Source organism: Rahnella sp. PD4 (genome assembly GCF_049199325.1).
In the GTDB taxonomy this organism is placed as follows: Bacteria; Pseudomonadota; Gammaproteobacteria; order Enterobacterales; family Enterobacteriaceae; genus Rahnella; species Rahnella perminowiae.
This window is the reverse complement of sequence record NZ_JBLZQF010000011.1, coordinates 120,133-134,606: the sequence shown is the minus strand read 5'-3', so window position 1 is coordinate 134,606 and position 14,474 is coordinate 120,133. Positions and strand designations below refer to the sequence as shown.

Below are 14,474 nucleotides of genomic sequence, written 5' to 3'. Positions count from 1 at the left end.
GGAATACATCGGGTACTACAATCGCGACCGGATCAAAATGAAACTGGGTGGTATGAGTCCGGTAGGCTACCGGACTCATATGTTCCCCTGACGTAGTTCTGATGTCCAACTTCAGGGGTTCAGTTCATCGCAGGGGGAGGAGAAAAGCAGATCATTCCTCGCTGAATTTAAGCGCTACCCCTAAGGCATCCGCTGCGCGCACGTTTACCTGAGACGTATTATCGTCAAAGGCAATTTCCCCCACCCGCAAACTGTTGCGTACCGCATCCAGCGAGCGTGTGGCAAATTCCAGCCCGATCATGCGGGCGCTGCCGTTCTCGCCTTCCGGCACAACGCCGAATTCCGCTGTGGCTTGTGCGGGTGTGATAAACCGGATCGTGGCGCGGCCCGCGCGCAACACCACTTCCTGCGGTTTGATGTCCAGCGCAGCCGCACCAAATAACTCACCATACACCTGCGAGGCATCCTGCGGACTGTCTGCGGAAATCACGAAACCGGTAATATCCGCGACACCGTTCGGATGGTTTTGCCATTCATTACGCCAGACCAGTTCCGGAGTCAGATGGTGACAAAAGAAACTGCGGCCATTCGGCACGCGGCTGGCAGCCAGCGGTACGGTGCGAAAGCGTGCATTCGGCGAGGTGCCGTCGTTGAGGGCGACGGGGCGGAAGAATTCGGCTGGGGCAGAACCCGCAATATGTTGCTGTTGCAGATGTTCGTACACTGCAGGGGAGTTCTGTGTTTTCCACACCAGCCCGGTCAGGCCTAACGGAGCCTGCCACAGATCCGTACGGGTGTGGGCGTTGCCCGGCTCATAGCCGAGCAGTTCAAGATAATTTTCGCTGAAAACCGCCAGATGATTGCTGGAACCCAGCGAATGATGGCCGCGCGGCGTGAGATGAAAACCCAGGCGGCGGAACTGTTGTGCCGCCTGATTCAGCTGTTCGCTGACATTAATCACCGCGTGATCAAGCTGCGGGCGCAGGGGCTGTGAATGCTGTGCTTCAGTCATTGAAAGGTTCTCCCAGCGTTAACATCAGACGGTTGGCCCAGGCGAAAAAGGCGGCGGACTGGGCCAGATCGACAATCTCCAGTTCGCTTAACCCCTGTTCACGCAGCGCCGTAATATGTTGCCCGGAGGCAACCGGTGGCGTAGCGGAAAGCGCAGCGGCGAAATCAATTTCGGCCTGCCAGCGCGGGGATTGTTCTTTGCTGAGAATGCCGCCCGGCGGGGTGTCGATCAGGCGCTGAACATCTTCAGTCTGTTTCGACAACTGGCTGGCTTTGCGCGAATGCACTGACGCGCAATAAATACAGCCGTTGATTTTACTGGCGACCGTTGCAGCCAGTTCACGCTCTTTTCGCGGTAGCCCGCCGGAGGTATAGAAAATGCCTTTGTCCGTCAGGGTCCGCTGTTCAAGTACCGGTAAATTGCGGCCTAACAGGCGGAAATAGTCAGAACCGGTATGACCAAATTTCGCCAAAATTGCCTGCTGGGCGTCATCGAATTCTTCCAGTTTCTTCGCCGGGATCCACGGTTCCCAACCCAGTTCTTCCTGGGTAAATGCCTGCGGTGCATCGCGGCCGCTGTGGGTATTCGGTTCGGTGCGCCAGAACGCAGCGCCGACCGGTTTGTTGCTGCCATTGTCTACCGGTTTTCCGCCAATCAGCCGGTAGCTGCGCAGCACGCGGCTCTGGAAACTGACGAAGGCGATCAGTTGCGACAGCGTGACAATGGCATCTGCTGACCAGCCCGCTTTTTTCAGTGCCTGCAAATGGGCAGGTGTGGCGCTGGCGGGTTTGAAGCTCAGGCGTTCACCGTGCGTGAGTGCAGCATCGAGGCGGGCGGTTTCGTCGATGTCCGGTAAATCCTGCAAACGCTCGGAATAGTGATTGGTCAGTTGCGAATCGCCGTGCCAGCGCGCGACGTTTTGCGCCAGCCGCAGGCGTTCTGCCAGCGAAAAATCCACGCCATCCTGTTCGGTAAACAGCGCATCGTAACTGCCCTGGGTGTGACGGGTGGCGGCGTCGCGGGTCTCGCGGGCCTGTTTCAGTGCGGAATCCGGAGCGATTTCAGCCAGTTTTTCCAGCAGGTCGGTCGAATAAGTGGTCATAGGGTTTCCCTTGAAAATGAGGAATCGGCGGATGGAGAGGAAACACTGCGCTGCGGCGTGCGGCGAACCCAGCCGAGCGCAGGCGCAACGTGACGGGCAATCAGTTCGATGGAACGTAAAATATACGGATGCGGCGGATCGATGGAATGCACCTGAAATGCCAGATCGGTGACGCGGGCCAGTGCGGTATCAGCCTGCAAGGAAGCGGTTACCTGGGCCGCTGTGCCGAGATGCACATCGAAGGCGCGGATGTAATCATCCAGCGTGTCGCCTTTTACACTCTGCCCGCTGGCACGATGATTTTCGGCCTGACGGCGTAAGCCTTTTTGCGCCAGTTCCCGCGCCTCATCGCCGTTTTCGGTAACAAACGCGGTACGTGACCCCATGATGCGCGGCGCAACGCCGTCTGGCAGAGCATCCAGATAGGCATCAATGATCGGATTTTGCAGTTCATCAAGGCGTAAATCCGGCGCGTCAGCCGGACGTGGCTGGGTGCGCGAAAGCATCAGACCGTCACCGGATTTACCGGCACGCGCGCCGCCGTCAACCGAGAAGGTCGCCTGCCAGATGCGGTTCGCCAGTTGTGGGGCAGCCGGGTACAGACGGTTACCGGTGCCCGCCAGCGGTTCACCGCGCCAGGCGGTCAGCAGGGTTTGCAGATTATTGCCAAATACCGCACCGCGCTCGTGACTTTCCAGCCCGAAGGGCGGGAAGGATGACGGTGTGCCGCCGGAGCCTAAACCGACCTCAAGCCGCCCGCCGGAGAGCAAATCCAGCACGGCGGTGTCTTCGGCCACACGCAGGGCATTTTCCATCGGCAGCGTAATGACACCGGTGCCCAGACGGATAAAGCGGGTGTGTGCCGCAACTTGCGCGAGGAAAACCAGCGGTGCAGGCAGGCCGCCCTCGGCTTCATGAAAATGGTGCTGCGCGACCCAGGCAGAATCAAAACCCAATTGTTCGGCGTGAATAATTTGTTCTGTCGCCAGCCGGTAACGTTCCTGCGCGCTGGTGTTGTCCAGAAGGCGGGTGAAAAATCCAAGACGTTTACTGCTCATAATGTCCCTCTTGTTTCGAGTGCTGTTCATGCGGCGCGGTGGCGTCCGGGAATGGCATCAATAAGCTGGCGGGTGTAATCGCTGGAAGGCAGGGCGAAAACATCTTCCACAGGACCGGAATCCACCTGCTGCCCGCGGTTTAACACCGAGACGCTGTGTGAGATCTGACGGACTGTCGCCAGATCGTGTGAGATAAATAAATAGGTCAGACCGAGTGAATCCTGTAACTGCTGAAGCAATGTCAGAATTTGCGCCTGCACGGTGACATCAAGCGCCGACGTCGCTTCATCCAGGATCAGGACTTTCGGCTCTAAAATCAGTGCCCGCGCAATCGCCACACGCTGGCGCTGACCGCCGGACAATTCGCGGGGTTTACGGCTGAGTAATGTCTCCGGCAGCGCTACGCGTCGGGCAATATCCAGCACCCGTTCACGGCGCACCGCCGCCGGGATTTTTTCGAAATTCAGCAACGGCTCTTCGATCACGCGGAACAGGGTTTGCGAAGGATCCAGCGAGGCAAACGGGTTCTGATACACCAGCTGGATTTTCTTGCGCAACTGACGCAAGGCTTCACCTTTCAGCCGCGTGATGTCTTCGCCGTCGATCAGCACACGTCCGCTGTCCGGTTTCTGAAAACCCAGCAGAATGCGTGCCAGCGTAGTTTTGCCGGAGCCGGATTCACCGACCAGTGAATGCGTGGTACCGCGCGGAATGCTGAATGACACATGGTCTACCGCGCGGAACGCGGGCTGATTTTTGCCGCCCAGCGTGAAATCATGGGTGATGTTTTCAACCACCAGCACCGGCTGTTCCGCAGTGCGCAGATGCGTACGATGATGGCCGGACAGGGCCGGGGCGTCGGCGAAAAGCTGACGGGTATAATCACTTTTCGGTGCATCAAGGACTTCACGGGTGATGCCCTGCTCCTGGACTTTGCCGTGACGGAACACCAGTAACCGGTCAGCGCGTTCGGCGGCAATCGCCAGGTCGTGGGTGACCAGTAAAACGGCGGTGCCAAACTCGCGGCGCAGGTCGTCAATCAAGTCCAGAATGCGTTTTTGCACCGTGACATCCAGCGCACTGGTCGGTTCATCGGCGATGATCAGTGCCGGTTGCAGAGCAATGGCTATGGCGATTAATACGCGCTGTTTCATACCGCCGGACAGCTCGTGCGGATACTGTTTCGCCCGTTGTTCAGGGTGTGAAAGACCCACGCGGGACAGCAGTTCCACCACGCGGGCGTCGCGCTGCTGACGTGGCAGTCGCTGATGGATATCCAGAATTTCCGCGACCTGCGAACCGACAGTTTTGACCGGATCCAGCGAACTGGTCGGGTCCTGCGGGATCAGGCTGATGCGGGCACCGCGCAAAGCATCGAGGCGGCGCTGTGACCACTGACTGATGTCCGTGCCATTCAGACGGATTTCACCCTGTTCAATATGGCCGTTTTCTGCCAGCAGACCGATGATCGCCTGTGCAGTGGTGGTTTTGCCGGAGCCGGATTCGCCAACCAGCGCCAGCACTTCACCGGCATTAATCGAAAACGACACGTTATGCACTACCGGTTTACCGTCGTAGGCGATGGAAAGATTATCCAGTTCGAGCACCGGTGGGGCGTTATGCGTAAAAGTGGCCTGCGCGTTCATCGCGTTCTCCTGCGTAATGACTGGCTGATGCGGTTGGCGGAAAGCACCACCAGAACCACGACCACGCCGGGGAAGGTCGTCAGCCACCAGGCGGTGGAGATGTAATTGCGGCCTTCGGCGATCAGCAAGCCCCATTCCGGCGTCGGTGGGGGTGTGCCGTAACCGAGAAAACTGAGGGTAGAAATGGCCAGAATGGCGCTGCCGAACTGCAACGCTGAGAAAGCGATTACCGAGGTCAGCGAGTTGGGTAAAATATGCCGCCACAAAACCGACAGGAACGAGCCGCCGCTGCCGTACGCGGCTTCGACGTAATCGCTATGACGTACCAGTACCACTTCGGCGCGGGCGAGGCGGGCGAAGTTGGCAACGGACGTGACACCGACGGCAATCGCCGCGTGCACCGTGCCGAAACCAAGCAAAATAATCACGCTCAGTGACAACAGCAGGCCGGGGATCGACAGTAAAACATCATTGATGCGCATAATAATGGCGTCGGTCAGACCGCCGCTGGCTCCGGCCGCCAGCCCCAGTGCGGTGCCAAATACCAGCCCGAGCGCCACAGCGACCAGCGCGCCGGAAAGGGAATGTGACGCGCCATACACAATGCGGGCGTAGACATCGCGGCCGAGCTGATCCGTACCCAGCCAGTGTCCGGCCTGCGGGGCCAGACGCTGTGCACCGGCAATCCCTTCAGTGCCGCTGTAATCAGTAAATAAGCCGGGGGCAATCGCCCACAAAATGACGGTCGCCATCACCAGCCAGGCGAGGATTAAGCCCGGTTGCAGGCGTGCGGGTATCCGGCGGCGACGCTGTGTTAGCGGCAATGAAAGCGTGCTTTTGCCAAGCGGTAAGCTGCTCATGCAGTGGCTCCTCCCCGTGAATTTTTAGAAGCAGAGGCTTTAAGGCGCGGGTCGAGCAGCGGATACAGTAAATCGACCAGCAAATTGATGCCGACAAAGGCGGTGGCGGAAATGACCACAATGGCCTGTAACACGGCGACATCCTGATTATTCACCGCCTGCTGCGTGAGTTGCCCGAGGCCGTTAAGACCGAAGACGGTTTCAGTGATCAGCGCCCCGGCAATCAGTTCGCCAAACAGCAAACCGGCAATGGTCAGCGTCGGAAGCAGGGCGTTGCGCGCCACATGACGCCATAATACGCCGCTGCGGCTGGCCCCTTTGGCGCGGGCGACAGCGACGAACGGCTGGGTTTGCACCTGATCAATACTGCGGATCAGGATCTGCGCCAGCGGCGCAGAAATCGGCACTGCAAGGGTGATAACCGGCAAAATAAGCCCGACCCATTCACCCGGATTAATCACCGGGATCCAGCGTAAATGGAATGAGAAAAACTGAATCAGCGCGATGCCCAGCCAGAACGTCGGAATGGAAATGAACAGCGAAGGCACCGCCTGTAAAGCATTCTTCAGCCAGCCGAAATGCAGCAGGCTGGAGAGAAACGCCAGTGCAAAGGCCACCACGGCGGCCAGTGCGAAACCCATCAGTGCCAGACGCAGCGTCGGCGGAAAGTTGCTGCTGAGTAATTCAGTCACCGGTACGCCAGCCTGAATCGAATAGCCCAGATCGCCGTGAAGGAAATTGCCCAGCGTGTGCAGATATTGCTGCCAGACCGGCACATCCGCACCGTACGCGGCACGCATATCGGCGATTTGTGCCGGGCTTAATCCCATGTCCGGGTTCTGGAATTTAATCAGAATGGCATCGCCGGGCAGCACCTGTAACAGGATGAAGGAGACGGTAAACGCCGCCCATAACACCAGTAAGGCTTGCCCGAATCGACCGCTCACGTATCGGCTCATGATTTACTCCCCGTCTGTTAATGCTTTTCCAGCCATGCACCGTAGAAGCTCGGACGCCCGACGGCTTCGAAGCTCACGCCTTTGAAATATGGCGCCCCGGCATACACCTGCGGCTCTTCGAAAATCGGAATGACGTATGCCTGATCGAGCAGGTAGTTCTGCACGTCACCGGTCAGCTGCAGACGTTTTTTCGGATCCACTTCGGCAGAAATTGCGGTCAGCAGGTCGTTAAGTTTGTCGTCGCGGAAGCTTTTCACCTTGCTGCTCAGGCCGCCCTTTTGCAGCAATGCATCGCGGTTGGTCGGGTAGAAGGAACTTTTAATCACGTCCGGATCTGCGCGTCCGACTTCCACCACGTTAGCCGGGGTTTTCTCCGGATCAAGGTTATCCGCCACGCGGCTGCCCGCATCGCCCGCCAGAATATTCAGCTTCGCGCCAACCTGGCTCCATTGCTGGGAAACCAGCTGTAATACTTCTTTGTTTTGCGGTTGCGGCAGTGATTCATAAATGGTCAGCGACAGCGTTTTGCCGTCTTTCTGACGGATGCCGTTCTGGCCTGGCTTCCAGCCCGCTTCATCCAGCAGCTTTTTGGCAAGCGTCGGGTCGTAAGTCAGTTTGCTGCTCAGGTCGACATAACCGGCGGCGGTTTTGGCGATCACAGACGTGGCTTGCGGATAGTTTGGCGAAAACAGCGTATCGACCACCTGTTTGCTGTTGGTGGCGTGCAGCAGCGCCTGACGCACTTTCAGGTCAGACACCAGCGCGTTGTCCGGGCGGAACGAAATGCTGTCATTGACGCCTTTGGTCGGCGCAGCATAAATCGGGAAATTCTGGTCTTTTGCCTGCTTCTCGTCATATGCCTGAACCTGACGGATGAAATCAGCCTGACCGGCCAGCAGTGCGCCGATACGCACGCTGTCTTCACCGGTGACGATCACTTTAATGCCGTCAAGATTAGCGCGCCCTTGCTGTTTAAGGTTTTTCGGCCCCCAGTGGTAATCCTTACGGGCAGTCAGATCGACTTCGCGACCCAGGGTTTCTTTACTGACCACGAACGGGCCGGAGCCGATGATATGTGTGGCGTCGCCCAGCGCGTCAAAATTACGGTTCAGGGTGCTCAGCGACACCAGCCCGGAACCAATCGTGGCGGTACCCTGCAGGAAGCCCGGCGACGATTTTTTGAAATAGAACTTCACCGTCAGCGGATCAATCACTTCGCTGTGGTCGTAATTGTTGATGACTTCGGAGACCGGCAAATGATGCTCTTTATTGCCCAGACCGTAAGTATCAAAGTTTTTGGCCACCGCGTTGGCATCCAGTGGCGTGCCGTCGGAGAAGGTCACACCCGGTCGCAGTTTAAAAGTGTATTCAGTTTTATCGGCGTTGAACGACCAGGATTCGGCGATCCAGGGTTCTATCTCCAGTGTCTTCGGATTCTGGTAGGTCAGTTTGTCGGTGATCTGATTGAGAATACCGCCGTTCGGATAGAAGCCGCCCGCAGGCGGATACAGATTGGTGTGTGCCTGCTGTTCAAGATAAATCAGCGTGCCACCCTGCACGGGCGTACCGTCAGCGGCAATGGCGGAAAATGTGCTGGTGAGAAGTGCCCCTAAAGCCAGTGCGCGGGTAACCGCGTTAATCCGGCGAATGTTATTCATCGTTAAACCCTTTTTCTTATCTGGCATGGTTGCAGGTGATGACTTTGGCGTTCTTAGAACCAAAGTGCTGAACCCATAACAAACCAATTTAAAGGACAGGTGAACGAAGGAATTTTGCAATCGTTAGCTGTAAACAGCATTAGGAGAGAAAAGGGCATGAGAAGAAATGTACGGGAGGCAGAAAGAAAAAAACCAGCGGCTAATCCGGACGGGTGGACCGGCTAACCGCTGGCGATCATCAAAAATGATGAGCTAAGGAGAAACTGAGGTCGTCAGTGATCTTTTAATGCAGCTTCTGTGCCAGTTTTTATTTCAGGCTGAATTTTTGCCTGTTTGCTGCGGCTCAGGAAGGCATTGAGCAAAATGGCGCCAAACGTCGCCGTGCCGATGCCACCCATGCTGAAGCCGCCCAGGCTCAGGGTAAAGTTGCCTGCGCCCAGCACCAGCGTGACCGCCACCATGATCAAATTTCCGTTAAGTCCCAGATCCACCTGGTTTTGTACCCAGATGCGGGCACCGGCCACGGCAATCAGTCCGAACACCACAATCGACGCGCCACCGAGCACCGGGCCGGGAATGGTGTGGATCAGTGCACCAAATTTGGGCGAGAAGCCCAACACAATGGCAACCATTGCCGCCGCAACGAAAATCAGTGTGGAGTAAATTTTGGTGACCGCCATTACCCCGATGTTTTCTGCGTACGTAGTAACACCGGTACCGCCCGCCGAGGCGGAAAGCAGGGTCGCCAGACCGTCACCGACAAACGCGCGGCCTATGTACGGGTCGAGGTTTTTGCCGGTCATGCCCGCCACCGCTTTAATATGGCCCAGGTTTTCCGCCACCAGAATCACTGCCACCGGCGCAATCATCAGCATGGCGTGAGAACTGAACACCGGCGTGGTAATGGTCGGGATGCCAAACCACGGTGCCTGTGCCACGGCGCTGAAATCAACCGGTGCGCCAAGCCCCAGGCCGTTGGTGATTACCATGTAAATCAGGTACGCCGCCACCAGTCCGAGTAACAGCAACAGACGCTGCACCAGACCGCGGGTGAATACTGCCACCGACCCGATACACAGCACGGTCATCACCGCCATCCAGCTGTCAAATGAGGATGCTGACACGCTGTTAATGGCAATCGGTGCCAGATTCAGACCAATTGCCATCACCACCGCGCCCGTAACGACCGGCGGCATCAGGCGTTCAATCCAGCGTGTACCGAGCGCCATCACCACAAAACCGATCAGCGTGTAAATCACGCCACAGGCAATAATCCCTCCCAGCGCCACCCCGATATTCGGGTTCGCTCCGTGGCCGCTGTAGCCGGTCACCGCGATCACCAGCCCGACAAAAGCGGCGCTGGAACCGAGATAACTCGGTACGCGTCCGCCGACCAGCAGGAAGAACAGCAGGGTACCGATGCCTGACATCAAAATTGCCATGTTGGCATCAAAACCCATCAGCAATGGCATTAACACGGTGGCGCCAAACATCGCGACCGTATGCTGCAGCCCCATGATGACCGTTGCTCCTAACGGCAGCCGTTCATCCGGCGCGATCACCGCGCCATCCAGATTGCCTTCTCTTTTACGCCATTGTGGAAACCAGGAAGTCTTTGCCATGCACGACCCTTACTAAGTTGAGGGGATGGAGTTAACAGGCTAACTGGCGCATCAGCGGGTGATAGCGCCGGTCGAAATACACCAGTCCGTGGCTGTCGTCATTGCGCCGTAACGCAACGGCTTCACAAAACAAAATGTCGTGGGTACCGACACTGGTGATCTGCGTAACCTTGCAGTCAAACGACACCAGCGCGTCGGTAAGGATCGGTGAGCCGGTAGCGAGACGCATCCACCGGGCGGCTTCGAAACGTTGCTCCGTTGGTGTTTTTCCACCGAATAAATTGGACAGAGACTCATGGCAATCGGCCAGCGTGTTAACGCACAGCACCTGATTCTCTTTGAAGACCGGATACACCGAGGCTGAACGGTTCAGGCATACCAGCAATGTCGGCGGCGAATCGGTGACACTGCATACGGCGGAGGCGGTGAAACCTGCGCGTCCGCCGGGGCCGTCGGTGGTGATGATGTTGACGGCCGAACCGAGGCGCGCCATCGCATCGCGATACTCTTGTTTCTCAACGGCAGCGTATTGGTCAGCGGCAGCTTGTTTTTCCACCGCAGGCACCGGGGCGAAAGGGCGGCCGGTTGCCGGTAATGTAGCGTTCAGGGTTGATGGCATGGTGATGTCCTCTGATTTTTCAGTGATGCTTACAGCACGCGGCAGGCGCGGTCGAAATCCAGGCGCGGCGCGCGCGGATACACTTTGCTGCTGTCGCCGTAACCGATATTGATCAGGAAATTAGATTTCCAGCCTTCCTGCGCCAGAAAGGTTTTATCGACGATGGTGTTGTCAAAACCGGACATCGGCCCGGTATCCAGGCCGAGTGAGCGGCAGGCCATGATCAGATACGCGGCCTGCAAACTGCTGTTGCGAAATGCCGTGTCGTGCGCCAGTTGCGGGCTGGAGGTGAACCAGGAACGGGCATCACCGGCGGGATACAGTTCCGGCAGCAGTTCGTAGAATTCCGCATCCCAGGCAATGATCGCGGTGACCGGCGCCGTCATGGTTTTTTTCAGATTGCCGCCTGAAAGCGCCGGTGCGAGTTGTTCTTTCGCCTCAAGGCTCTGAATAAACACGATGCGTACCGGGCTGCAGTTGGCCGATGTGGGTCCCATGCGCGCCAGTTCGTAAACCGTCTTAAGTTGTTCGCGGGTGACCGGTTTATCCAGCCAGCCGTTATGTGTGCGGGCTTCGGTGAATAAAGTTGCCAGTGCGCTGGCGGTTAATGCTTCGGCCATGATGTCTCCGTGGGCAGGTGACCGGACGGGGTGGCGGAAGATGACGATGAATGCCGCCGCAGCCAGTCCAGTAAAATCGGGTTAAAGGTTTCCGGGTCGGTCACGCTCATTGCATGGCCGCCGTACAGCATTTGCGTATGTTCGCCGTGGGGCAGGCGGGATGCGAGATCGACCGAACGCGACCACGGTACCAGCAGGTCATCCTTGCAACTGAACGCCAGCGTCGGCGTAATCACCTGCCCGAGGCTGGCAGTCAGATCAGACTCCATCAGCGCCTGCAAACGGTGCAGTAAGTTTTCCATTCCCTGAAAATGCGCCACCTGATGCCGGCGCTCTTTCTGTAATAAGGCATCATTAGCTGAAAGCCAGTCACCCGGATACAGAAACAGCGGCTGCGCCTGCACGTAGGCATCGACCCCGCTGTTGAGCAGCAGATTCTGGCGCACTTCAAAGCAGCGGCGCGTCTGGCTGTCGAGTTTCGTCCAGCCGTTGATGACCACCAGACTTTGCAGCAGTGCCGGATAACGCAGAGCAAGATGCAGGCCAATAATGCCGCCGAGCGCATGGCCGACCAGATGACAGCGGCTGATATCCAGCTCATTGAGCATGCCGGCCAGTTCATCGGCCATGTCTTCCATCCGGTACCCGGCGGGCACTGTGCCCTGACTGACGCCGGTGCCGTGCTGGTCGTACACCACCACGCGAAAATGCGCCGCCAGCATTGTCAGTTGCGGTTGCCAGAAGCTTCCCGTCCCCCCCAGCCCCGATGAGAGCACGACGGTTTCCGCATCGGCATTTTTTTTCCCCAATACCTGGTAATACATGCTGATTCCTCAAGGTGTTCAGGACAGGTTGTTGCAAAATGATTATTTACCGATATGCGCCACGGAGGCGATTTCGATCAGCGCATCCGGTTTCACCAGCCCGCACTGAATGCAGAACCGTGCCGGTTTTTCGCCCGGGAAGTATTCAGCGTAAACCTGATTAACGGCACCGTAGTTCGCCCAGTCAGTGATGAAAATAGAGTTCATGGTGACGTCATCCATTGTGCCGCCCGCCGTTTCAATCACGTTTTTGATGATCTCCAGTACGTGACGGGTTTGTGCGGCGGCATCGCCGACATGTACGACGTTATTGTCTTTATCAAATGGCAGCGTGCCGGAAACGTATACCACGCCGTCGGCGAGGGTACCCGGAACAAAAGGAGCCAGCGGAACGCCGCTGCCAGCCGGAATAATGGCACTTTTAGGCATCGTCAATTGTCCTTTTAAGAAAGCGGTCAGGCCGCGTTTTGTTCAGTTTTATAACCCACGGCGTCGCAGAAATTGCGCACGCTGGAGACCCAGCCAAAGAAAGTTTCAATGTTATAAATCGCGGCTTTTTGCGCAAACTCCGGTCCGGCCTGATGGGTGGCGTCTTCAAGTACCACGCCAAAATATTCCAGGAAGAATCCGTCGCGCAGTGTGGACTCCACGCAGACGTTGGTGGCGATACCGGTAAATACCAGATGATGGATACCGTAGCTGCGCAGCAGACTGTCGAGCTGGGTATTGAAGAAGCCGCTGTAGCGCGGTTTGGGCAGTACGATATCGCCGGGTTGCGGCTGTAGTTCATCGACCAGGTCATAATCCCAGTCACCTTTCGCCAGCAGTTTGCCCATCAGTTCCGGACGCTTGCGCATCGTTTTCAGTGCGTTGGATTTGTGGAAGTTCGGCGAACCGGCCCCACCGGCTTCGACGTATTGATTGTCCCAGCCGTTCTGGAAGAAAATCACTTTAATGCCAGCGGCGCGGGCGGCGGCAATCGCCACTTTAATATTGGCAATCACCGGCGCGGTAGCGGAGACATCAAAACCGGCCAGATCCAGATAGCCGCCTTGTGAGGCATAGGCATTTTGCATATCCACCACAATCAGCGCCGTTTGCTGCGGCGTGAAAGCAATGGCTTCAGGGCGTGCTGTGAGGATCGTTTCCTCGCCGGTATTGTGGGGTTCGCGGCGGACCACAGTTTGATTCTCAACAACGTTCATCATGCGACCTCTTTCTGCTCAGTGCCGATGTGCTGGCGGGTTTTCATTAATGGCTGGATGTAGCGGCCAAAGTTTTCGATGCCTTCCACGAAATCATCAAAGGTCAGCAGCACGCCGCCGGCCCCGGGCACTGTGTCGATTTCGTCGAGCATTCTGGCCACGCTGGCGTAAGAACCGACCAGGGTACCCATGTTGATATTCACGGCGGAGGTCGGGTCGGCCATCTGGCGGACATTGGTATCGCTGCCGGATTTGGTGTCTTTGCTGCTCTGATCGGTGAGCCATGCCAGCGCATCGGCGTCAGCTCCGGATTTATACAAATCCCATTTAGCGCGGGCGGCGGCGTCGGTTTCGTCGGCAATCACCATAAACAGCACATAAGAGGAAACATCGCGGTTTTCAGCTTCAGCCGCCGTTTTCATGCGGGCAGCGGTGGGCGCAAAGGCGGTTGGCGTGTTGACGCCTTTGCCGAAGCAGAAGTTGAAGTCCGCGTGTTTAGCGGAGAACGCCATGCCGGCATCACTTTGCCCGGCACAGATGACTTTCATTTCACTCTGCGGACGCGGGCTGACGCGGCAGTCGTCCATTTTGAAGAATTCACCGTCAAGCGTGCAGTGACCGGTGCCCCACAGGTCGCGCAGCACGCTGACGTATTCGGTCAGGTAGTCATAGCGGCGACTGAAATAATCATCGCCCGGCCACATGCCCATTTGTTCGTATTCGGGTTTCTGCCAGCCGGTGACGACGTTTACGCCGAAACGGCCGTTGGAGATGGAATCAATGGTAGCGGCCATGCGCGCAACGATTGCCGGTGGCATCACCAGCGTGGCGGCGGTGGCATACAGCTGAATGCGGGAAGTCACGGCGGCCAGACCGGCCATCAGCGTGAACGACTCCATATTGTGTTCCCAGAATTCGGTTTTGCCGCCGAAGCCGCGCAGTTTGATCATCGACAGCGCGAAATCAAAATGATAGTGCTCCGCTTTCTGCACGATGGTTTTGTTCAGTTCGAAGGTGGGTTTGTACTGCGGCGCAGTTTCTGAAATTAACCAGCCGTTGTTGCCGATAGGAATGAAGACACCGATTTTCATAGCTCACCTCATGATGCAACGCGAAGGAAGGAATTCATGATGGGTATTGCAAGCGGGATGCCAGTTTTTTAATCTTTTTAATTATCAGTGAGTTAAATTTCGGTGTTGGTTTTTGGTAGAGCAAATGGTCTGTTTCAGACCATCTGGTCAAAAATGGCTGCACGTTTATCAGGCAGGATTGAACGGAAATGGTGCAAA

General features: G+C 57.0%; 15 protein-coding genes. 1 reads left to right on the top strand and 14 read right to left on the bottom strand.

All coding sequences use genetic code 11. The features are described 5' to 3' along the window. Positions 1-91 (top strand): IS3 family transposase (locus tag ACOZIO_RS21875; protein ID WP_217156233.1); only part of this gene is annotated, 91 nt, incomplete at its 5' end. A 60-nt stretch (positions 92-151) separates the two neighbouring features. On the opposite strand, the gene ACOZIO_RS21870 is transcribed toward ACOZIO_RS21875, so the two are convergent. From ACOZIO_RS21870 to rutA, 14 genes are all read right to left on the bottom strand, one after another. Then, positions 152-1,012, bottom strand: a complete 861-nt coding sequence (locus tag ACOZIO_RS21870) for a VOC family protein (RefSeq protein WP_129990537.1) — start codon at positions 1,010-1,012, stop codon at positions 152-154. Continuing rightward, on the bottom strand, positions 1,005-2,114 hold the full coding sequence (locus ACOZIO_RS21865) for an alkylhydroperoxidase domain protein (protein ID WP_129951890.1): 1,110 nt from the start codon (positions 2,112-2,114) through the stop codon (positions 1,005-1,007). The genes ACOZIO_RS21870 and ACOZIO_RS21865 overlap by 8 nt, the downstream gene beginning before the upstream one ends. Further along, the gene (locus ACOZIO_RS21860; protein WP_129951889.1) at positions 2,111-3,172 is read right to left on the bottom strand and encodes a putative FMN-dependent luciferase-like monooxygenase; all 1,062 of its coding nucleotides are present in this window, start codon (positions 3,170-3,172) and stop codon (positions 2,111-2,113) included. The genes ACOZIO_RS21865 and ACOZIO_RS21860 overlap by 4 nt, the downstream gene beginning before the upstream one ends. A gap of 26 nt (positions 3,173-3,198) precedes the next feature. Then, a complete protein-coding gene (locus tag ACOZIO_RS21855; RefSeq protein WP_129951888.1) occupies positions 3,199-4,818 on the bottom strand; it encodes a dipeptide ABC transporter ATP-binding protein in 1,620 nt (539 codons plus the stop codon). After that, on the bottom strand, positions 4,815-5,678 hold the full coding sequence (locus ACOZIO_RS21850; RefSeq protein WP_129951887.1) for an ABC transporter permease: 864 nt from the start codon (positions 5,676-5,678) through the stop codon (positions 4,815-4,817). Before ACOZIO_RS21850 ends, ACOZIO_RS21855 begins: the two co-directional genes overlap by 4 nt. Next, positions 5,675-6,637: an ABC transporter permease gene (locus tag ACOZIO_RS21845; RefSeq protein ID WP_129951886.1), complete on the bottom strand. Its 963-nt coding sequence runs from the start codon at positions 6,635-6,637 to the stop codon at positions 5,675-5,677. The genes ACOZIO_RS21850 and ACOZIO_RS21845 overlap by 4 nt, the downstream gene beginning before the upstream one ends. 17 nt (positions 6,638-6,654) lie before the next feature. After that, positions 6,655-8,295, bottom strand: coding sequence for a TIGR04028 family ABC transporter substrate-binding protein (locus tag ACOZIO_RS21840; RefSeq protein WP_129990534.1), 1,641 nt, complete (start codon positions 8,293-8,295; stop codon positions 6,655-6,657). Between the two features lie 272 nt (positions 8,296-8,567). Further along, positions 8,568-9,917 (bottom strand): pyrimidine utilization transport protein G, encoded by a 1,350-nt coding sequence (gene rutG / locus ACOZIO_RS21835; RefSeq protein ID WP_129951884.1) that lies wholly within the window; start codon positions 9,915-9,917, stop codon positions 8,568-8,570. A gap of 31 nt (positions 9,918-9,948) precedes the next feature. Further along, positions 9,949-10,536, bottom strand: a complete 588-nt coding sequence (gene rutF / locus ACOZIO_RS21830; protein ID WP_235173151.1) for an NADH-dependent FMN reductase RutF — start codon at positions 10,534-10,536, stop codon at positions 9,949-9,951. A 29-nt stretch (positions 10,537-10,565) separates the two neighbouring features. After that, on the bottom strand, positions 10,566-11,156 hold the full coding sequence (locus ACOZIO_RS21825) for a malonic semialdehyde reductase (protein ID WP_129990533.1): 591 nt from the start codon (positions 11,154-11,156) through the stop codon (positions 10,566-10,568). After that, positions 11,141-11,980, bottom strand: a complete 840-nt coding sequence (gene rutD / locus ACOZIO_RS21820) for a pyrimidine utilization protein D (protein ID WP_129951882.1) — start codon at positions 11,978-11,980, stop codon at positions 11,141-11,143. The genes ACOZIO_RS21825 and rutD overlap by 16 nt, the downstream gene beginning before the upstream one ends. Positions 11,981-12,022: 42 nt before the next feature. Further along, entirely contained in the window at positions 12,023-12,409 is a 387-nt protein-coding gene (gene rutC / locus ACOZIO_RS21815) for a pyrimidine utilization protein C (protein WP_129951881.1), read from the bottom strand. 26 nt (positions 12,410-12,435) lie between these two features. Continuing rightward, on the bottom strand, positions 12,436-13,188 hold the full coding sequence (gene rutB / locus ACOZIO_RS21810) for a pyrimidine utilization protein B (RefSeq protein WP_015690206.1): 753 nt from the start codon (positions 13,186-13,188) through the stop codon (positions 12,436-12,438). Further along, positions 13,185-14,276 (bottom strand): pyrimidine utilization protein A, encoded by a 1,092-nt coding sequence (gene rutA / locus ACOZIO_RS21805; RefSeq protein WP_129951880.1) that lies wholly within the window; start codon positions 14,274-14,276, stop codon positions 13,185-13,187. The genes rutB and rutA overlap by 4 nt, the downstream gene beginning before the upstream one ends. Between the last annotated feature and the right edge of the window lie 198 nt (positions 14,277-14,474).